Here is a 6,745-nt window from a genome sequence, read left to right on the forward strand (position 1 = left end):
TCAGCCCAACGTGCCGAGGTAGGCGTCGACCAGCTCGGGTGCGGCCAGCCAGGCGGCGTAGTCGGAGGGCTCGGCATAGGTGTTGGCGAGCCGCCGGGCCACCGCCTCGTGCTCGCCGGCGGCCGCGAACACCGCCTGGAGGTGGCCCGGCATCGTCAGCAGCGCCGCCGTCAACGCCACGCCGTGGCGGGCGTGCCGCTCCCAGTGGTCCTCGAACACGCCGTTCATCCACGCCGCGGTGAACGGCCGGTCCCCGCGATCGACGATCGCCCGCAGATACGCCTCCGCCGCCCGCGCGGCGCTGTTCGCACCCTGGCCGGTGATCGGATCGTTCACCACCAGCGTGTCCCCGAGCCCCAACACCGAGATTCCGCCGCCGAGTTCGGCCACCGGACGGCGCACCACCGGTGTCAGCGCCCCGTACAGCGAGCCCCCGGCGTCGGTGGGCTCGGCCGCGGCCCACAGCTCCGCCTCCCAGGGCAGGTACCTCGCCATCAACTCCCGCATCCTGATCAGCTGTTCGCCGCCGTCGGGCCGATCCGCGAAGCAGTCGAACGGGCTCCCCGGAAGCGCCTCCCAGAGCAGGATGTCGCACGGTCCCGACAGCGTCAGCGCCGGCTGGAGGTACAACTCCCCCACCCCGGGCACCGCGTGCATCCGCGCCCGCGGCCCGGCCGCCGGATCGGGCGCGCCCACCCCGTGCGCGTACAGCGCCGCCAGCCGCCGCTGCGGAGCGTCGAACGGCGAACGGGCGGCGTCCCGTTCGAAGATCCCGGCCAGCTCGCCCCGCCCCGCCGCGACCACCGTCAGATCGTTCGCCGCCGCCAGCTCCCGCAGTCCGGCGAGGTCCAGTTCCCGGTACTCCACCCGCCCGCCGCGCTCCTCCAGCAGCTCCAGCCAGCGCGCCGTCTTCACCCGCTGGTCCACCGACTGCGCCGGCTCGTCCAGCGTCATCGTGAACTCCAGTGCCCGCACCCCGGGTTCGGGCACCAGCACCGCGTCCACCGACCGCACCCCGGGTGCCTCCCCCTCCCACAGGTCCAGCCCCGCCGCCCGCTCCACCCGCAACGCCGGCCCGAACATCGCCTGCGTCGACATCACCCGCCCGCCCCGCACCTGATCCGGCGTCCGCGCCGCCACCACCGTCACCTCGTACCCACCCGCCCCCAGCAACCCCAACCCCACCTGCAACCCCGCCTGCCCCGCGCCCACCACCGCGATCCGCCGCACAGCACACACCTCCATGTCGGTCACCGGGCGAGCAGCTTCCGTCGAACGCCCCCACCATGTCCAGACACCCCCGGCGCGTCAGCCGCCCCGCAACACCTCGCACCCCCCGCTGCATCCAGGGACACCCAACCGATCGTCCCGCCCCGGCCCGCCCCGCCCCGCCCGCACCATCCGACCCACCCGGCGCGCCGCCACCCGTGGGCGGGCGACCTCCGCCGAAGAAGCCTGTCACAGTTGGGTCAAGTGGTCCCCCGCCGGAGAGAGCGTGGAAACACTGGCAGCCATGCATCCCTCATTCGGGCGCAGGCCGGGGACCGTCCTGCGCGGACCCACCCACCCGGCGGCTGTCCTGCTCCTCCTGGCGGCCGTCACCGCGTGCTCCTCCGGTCAGGGCACCGCAGAGACCACCGCCACCGCCACCACACGGACCGCCATCACGCTCACCGCGGGGACCACCGCCACCAAGGAGAACCTGGAACAGAGCGCCTCCCAACTCCGCGCGAGAGCTGCCGCCCTGGGCCTGACCGACGTCAGGACCACGATCCAGGGCACCGCCATCACCGTGACCGCACCCGGCGACGCGGGCGAGAAGCTCACCGCCATCGCCAAGCCCGGGCAGCTGCTCATGCGCCCCGTCCTCGCGCTGGCACCGTGCCCGACGGCGCCCACTCCGACCGTCCCCCCGGGCAGCCCGTCCGGCGCCACGGTCGAGGCGGCTCCCTCCGACCCGACGGACGCGCTCCCCCAGGGCACTGCCCCGCCCGAACTGGCCGCCCGGTTCGCCGCCCTCGACTGCGCCCAGGACCGGAACCTCCCGGACCTCCGGGTCGCCGCGTCCGCGCCCGCACTCGCCTTCGGCTCCGCAGCGGAACACGGCGTCTGGTACAAGTTCGCGCTGGGTCCCGCCTCCGTGAACAGTGCCGACATCGTCGGCGCGGAAGCGTCTTTCGCCGCGCAGGAAGCCGGCAGCTGGCAGGTACGGCTGTCCTTCAACGCCGCGGGCGCCAAGGACTTCGCCGACAGCACCGGCCGGCTCGCCGACCTGCCCGGCCCCGGCAACGAGTTCGCGATCGTGGTGGACGGGGAGGTCATGTCCCACCCCTACGTGAGAGAGGCCATCACCGGGGGCGAGGCGGTCATCAGCGGCTCCTTCACCCGCGAGGCCGCCGAGCAGCTCGCTTCGGTGCTGGCCCACCAGCTGCCGATCGAACTCGACCGATCGGCCGTCACCACGCTGCCACCCGCCGGAACGAGGCCTTGAGGTCTCGGCCGGGCCGGACGACCAGTCGGTGCTCATACCGAGGACGACGGTTGCCCGAGGCCCTCCTGCTCCGGTCGGGCTGCACCTTCGAGGGGTGCTGCCCGCCACCCGGCGCACGCCGAGTGGCGAACCCGCTCCGGGGCCGGGAACAGTCGATGCATGACACAGACCACATGGACCGAAGCCAGAATCGAGCTCCCCGCCACCGAGGGCGGCCACGCCGCAGACACAGGCTTGGCCCTCATCGGCCCGGATGGCTGGGTTCACGTCAAGCCGGACATCAGCGGCGGCGGGGGCTTCAGGTCCTACTCGCCCCAGACGGTCTTCAGGATCATCTGGAAGACCGATCCGTGGTCCGCAGACCAGTAGCGCACACGAGAGGGCCCCGGCACCGGGGCGCGCACCCGCCACGGCCCCGGGTCCTCGGGCCCTTCCTGCTCCGCCAACCACCGCTCCAGCCCACCACCGTCTCCTTCTCCTCGCCCCGCCGGCCGTCACAGGTCCGCCCGGCCCAGGCTGCGACGGCCTCACGGTTCCGCCCGCGCGCCGCGTTCGGGTGGTACCACTGCGGCGGTTCCCGCGCACCACGCGGGCGAGGGTGACGTCCACGGCCGGTCGGCGCGTGCTGCGCCTCCTGCGCCTCGCCGATCGACCGCACGTAGGCGGCGGCCTCAGCGAGCCGGGTGAACTGGTCGGCCCCGTCGCGGTCGACGGGCGCCGCGGCGTCCCGGGCCTGCTGCGCCTCCCCGGCCGCTGCGGCGGCCGGCTCGCGGAAGCCGAGCGGCGATGGGGACCGGCCGGTGGTCGGCGTCGAGGCCCATCGGGTCCTGCCTTCAGTGGCTCCCCAGCAGTGGCCGTCCGGTTCCCCGGGGCGCCCCGGCTGCTGATCGAGATGTGCGCACCATGTGCCGTCGCCGTTCACGGAGACGACGGCGGGATGTTCCTCGGGTCAACGGGATCCCGGTGGAATCGGGGAGGGACGAGTGGCCGAGCCGCATGCTGCACCGTGCCACCGGCGATCGACGCTCGCCCCTGCCGGCGCTCCCGGAGCCGGAACCGCGCCGTCGCCCCGCCGGACCGGCGGCGGGGGTCGGGGGGCGCGTCAGGGGGACGGTGGGTGGTGGGAGGAGCTGGGGCGGACGATCAGGTCGGCGGGGAGTTCGGTGCCCTCGGTGGGGGCGGGGTCGCCGCGGAGTTGGGTGAGGAGGCGGGTGACGAGGGCGGTGGCGATGGGGCGGAGGGGCAGGCGCAGGGAGGTGAGGGGTGGGCGCAGGTGGCGGGCGAGGGGGGTGTCGTGGAAGCCGGTGACGGCGAGGTCGTGGCCGACCCGCAGGCCCTCGGTGCGGGCGGCCTCGTAGATGTCGAGGGCGGTGAGGTCGTTGTCGGCGGCCACGGCGGTGGGCCGGTCGGGGCCGCGCAGGAGGGTGCGCAGGTCGCCGTCGGCGGGCGGCGGGACCAGGGTGAGGCCGAGGCGGGCGGCCTCCCGGTGGAAGCCGTCGCGGCCGAGGCGGCTCCCGCCGCCCCGTCGGCCGATCAGCCGTCGGCCCTGTCGAGCCCCTTGGCCGCCCCGACCGGGCCGGCGCTCGCCGAACGCCCGTTGGTCTCGATCGGCTCCGGTGACCAGCAGGTCTCGTTCGGATGGGTCGGCAGTCTTCCCGCGCCGAGGCTGGAGGGCAACAAGGCGACCTACGTCGACGCCCGCCCCGGCGTCGACCTCGTCCTCCAGGCGACCAGGACCGGCTTCGAGCAGTCCCTGGTCGTGAAGGACCGTTCCGCCGTCTCGCAGGCCGGCACGGTCACGATCCCGCTCGACACCACCGGCCTCGACGTCTCCGCAAAGCCGGACGGTTCGGTCCACCTGCTGGACAAGGCCACCGGCAAGCCGGCTGTCAAGATCCCGGCGCCGGTCATGTGGGACGCGGCGGTCGACCCGGCCTCGCAGGAGCACCTGAACCGTGCGCCCGTGGCCATGCAGGTACGCGGCCAGGGCGCGGACACCGAGCTGGTGTTCACGCCGGACGCGGCGTTCCTGGCCGACGCGCGGACCCAGTACCCGGTCACCATCGACCCGCCGGTCGACGTCGTGTCCACCTACGACACCTATGTGCAGACGGATGAAGGCGGCGACGTCTCGTCGTCGGGCGACCTCAAGCTGGGGAGCTACAACGGCTCGGTCGTCGCGCGGTCGTTCCTGACGATTCCGAGCGCGGACTTCAGCGGCAAGCAGATCCTGGGCGCGACGCTCAACCTGTACAACTACCACTCCTCCTCGTGCATCTCGAAGCAGTGGGAGGTCTGGGACGCGCAGGGCGCGGGCTGGTGGACGACCTGGAACAACCAGCCGGCGTGGGGCCAGAAGTGGGCGACGTCGAACGACACGTTCGACGAGGACGGCGGTGACACCCACCACTGCACACGCCCCGACGGCTCGGTGTGGGCACAGGCCGACATCACGAAACTGATCCAGCGATTCGCGGACCACCGCTACCACGAGTACGGCATCGCTCTGAGGGCCGCCGACGAGAGCAGCAGCCTCTCCTGGAAGCGGTTCAGTTCCGCCGAGGGCGGCGCCCCGCCGTACATCTCGATCACCGACAACACCGTCCCGGCGACCCCGGCCACGGTCGAGGTGCTGCCGTCACAGCCGGGCACTCCGAAGTTCACCTCGGACGCCAACCCGCGTTTCCAGGTGCAGGCGGTAGACGCGGACGGTGAGCAGGTCAAGGTCTACTTCGAGCTGCGGCGCCTCGGCCAAGCCCCCCTCGGTAGCATCGTGAAGCCCACGCCGAACGGCGCGATCGCGACGGTCCGTGCGTCGGACTTCGGAATCGCCAGGCTCGACGAGGGCGTGCAGTACTCGATCTGGGCGATGTTCGAGGATGCCCATGCCCGCTCCAACTGGACCGAGACGCCACTGGTCGCCGACACGGTCAAGCCGGGCGCGCCGTTCGTCACCTCCGCCGACTACCCGTCGGACGCGCTGTGGCACGGCGCCGCCAACCAGGCCGGTGCGTTCACCTTCACGCCCCCGTCCGGGACCGGCGACCTGGTCGGCTACGTCTACACGCTGGACGGCGGCACCCCGGTCACCGTCAACGCCACGGCGGCGCTGACCACGTCGATCACCCCGACCACCGAGGGCCGGCGCGTGCTCAGCGTGCAGGCCAAGGACCGTGCGGGCAACCTGTCCCCGCCCACGGTCTACACCTTCCACGTCGGGCAGGCCGGACTGGCATCGCCGGTCAACGGCGCCCAGTCGGCCAAGCGCGTCAAGCTGTCCGTCGACGCCCAGGCGCAGTTCAAGCGCGTGGTCTACGAGTACCGCCGCGGCCCCGGCGCCACCGAGTACACGGTGCCCCGGGCGAACCTGACCAAGGCCGACAACACCCCGGTCACCGAGGACAAGCCGCGCCTCGCGGACCTCGGCCAGCACGCCAACTGGACGGTCGTCGACACGCTCGGCAACGTCGGCGGCGTCGTCCAGGTCCGCGCCAAGCTGTTCCCCGAGGACGGCTCCGGCGCCGGCTACGCCACCGTGTGGAACACGATCACGGTGGACCGCAACGCCGACGGCGCGGCCTCCAGCGAGGTCGGCCCCGGTGCGGTCAACCTGCTGACCGGCGACTACTCCACCGACGTCACCGACGCCAACGAGTTCGGCATGTCGGTGGCGCGTACCGCCTCCTCGCGCGACCTCGGGCGCGGCTGGCAGCCGCAGGGCGAGCGCCTGACCGCCAACCAGCGCCAGGTCGGCACCGACACGGCCGGCTTCACCGCCGGCCCCGCCGACATCAGCCGCTCGACCGCCCGCGGCCACGACAGCTCCACCGACTCCCTGCTGGTCAAGAGCTACGGCAACCAGAACTCCTTCGCGGTGATCGGCACCGAGTACACACTCGGCCAGGGCATGCAGCCCGGGAAGACCTACCGCCTCACCGGCTGGATCTACGTCCCCGGCGCGACCGGCCTCAACCCCGACCTCGCCGACATCGGCCTGCGCATGGTCGGCGTCCACCACACGCCCACCGGCTACACCAACGTGCCGTCGCTGAAGGCGTCGTTCACGGACGGCTGGCAGCAGCTGACCGTCGACATGGTCGTCCCGAAGGACGCCGACCAGGTGTGGTTCCGCCTCGTCAACGGCTTCGCCGCCGCGGGGAAGGAGGTCTTCTTCGACGACCTGTCGCTGAAGGAGATCGTCGCGCCGTTCGGTCCGCAGTGGGCCGGCGGCCCCGACGCGGGCACGGGTTCCGA

General features: G+C 73.0%; 5 protein-coding genes. 3 read left to right on the forward strand and 2 right to left on the reverse strand.

Features of this window, described 5'->3' with window-relative positions; all coding sequences use genetic code 11:
- Complete coding sequence (locus tag ACFU74_RS20855; protein ID WP_380758796.1) at positions 1-1,245, reverse strand: styrene monooxygenase/indole monooxygenase family protein; 1,245 nt, start codon at positions 1,243-1,245, stop codon at positions 1-3.
- Positions 1,246-1,513: 268 nt separating this feature from the next.
- Between ACFU74_RS20855 and ACFU74_RS20860 the strand changes: the two genes are divergently transcribed.
- Together ACFU74_RS20860 and ACFU74_RS20865 are read left to right on the forward strand one after the other, a co-directional pair.
- Positions 1,514-2,491, forward strand: coding sequence for a hypothetical protein (locus tag ACFU74_RS20860; RefSeq protein ID WP_380758789.1), 978 nt, complete (start codon positions 1,514-1,516; stop codon positions 2,489-2,491).
- A 159-nt stretch (positions 2,492-2,650) separates the two neighbouring features.
- On the forward strand, positions 2,651-2,860 hold the full coding sequence (locus tag ACFU74_RS20865) for a hypothetical protein (protein ID WP_380758791.1): 210 nt from the start codon (positions 2,651-2,653) through the stop codon (positions 2,858-2,860).
- Between the two features lie 733 nt (positions 2,861-3,593).
- Here ACFU74_RS20865 and ACFU74_RS20870 read toward each other — a convergent pair.
- The gene (locus ACFU74_RS20870) at positions 3,594-4,028 is read right to left on the reverse strand and encodes a substrate-binding domain-containing protein (RefSeq protein WP_380758799.1); all 435 of its coding nucleotides are present in this window, start codon (positions 4,026-4,028) and stop codon (positions 3,594-3,596) included.
- On the opposite strand from ACFU74_RS20870, the gene ACFU74_RS20875 reads away from it, so the two are divergent.
- Positions 3,978-6,745 (forward strand): DNRLRE domain-containing protein (locus ACFU74_RS20875; protein ID WP_380758801.1); only part of this gene is annotated, 2,768 nt, incomplete at its 3' end. The two genes, ACFU74_RS20870 and ACFU74_RS20875, sit on opposite strands and share 51 nt — an antisense overlap.

The sequence above is a fragment of the Kitasatospora sp. NPDC057500 genome (genome assembly GCF_042802195.1).
GTDB lineage: Bacteria > Actinomycetota > Actinomycetes > Streptomycetales > Streptomycetaceae > Kitasatospora.

Bases quoted from the DNA above. Each gene is read 5' to 3' on its own strand.
- ACFU74_RS20865 (WP_380758791.1), top strand. From the start codon at position 2,651: ATGACACAGACCACATGGACCGAAGCCAGAATCGAGCTCCCCGCCACC.
- ACFU74_RS20860 (WP_380758789.1), top strand. From the start codon at position 1,514: ATGCATCCCTCATTCGGGCGCAGGCCGGGGACCGTCCTGCGCGGACCC.
- ACFU74_RS20855 (WP_380758796.1), bottom strand. From the start codon at position 1,245: ATGGAGGTGTGTGCTGTGCGGCGGATCGCGGTGGTGGGCGCGGGGCAG.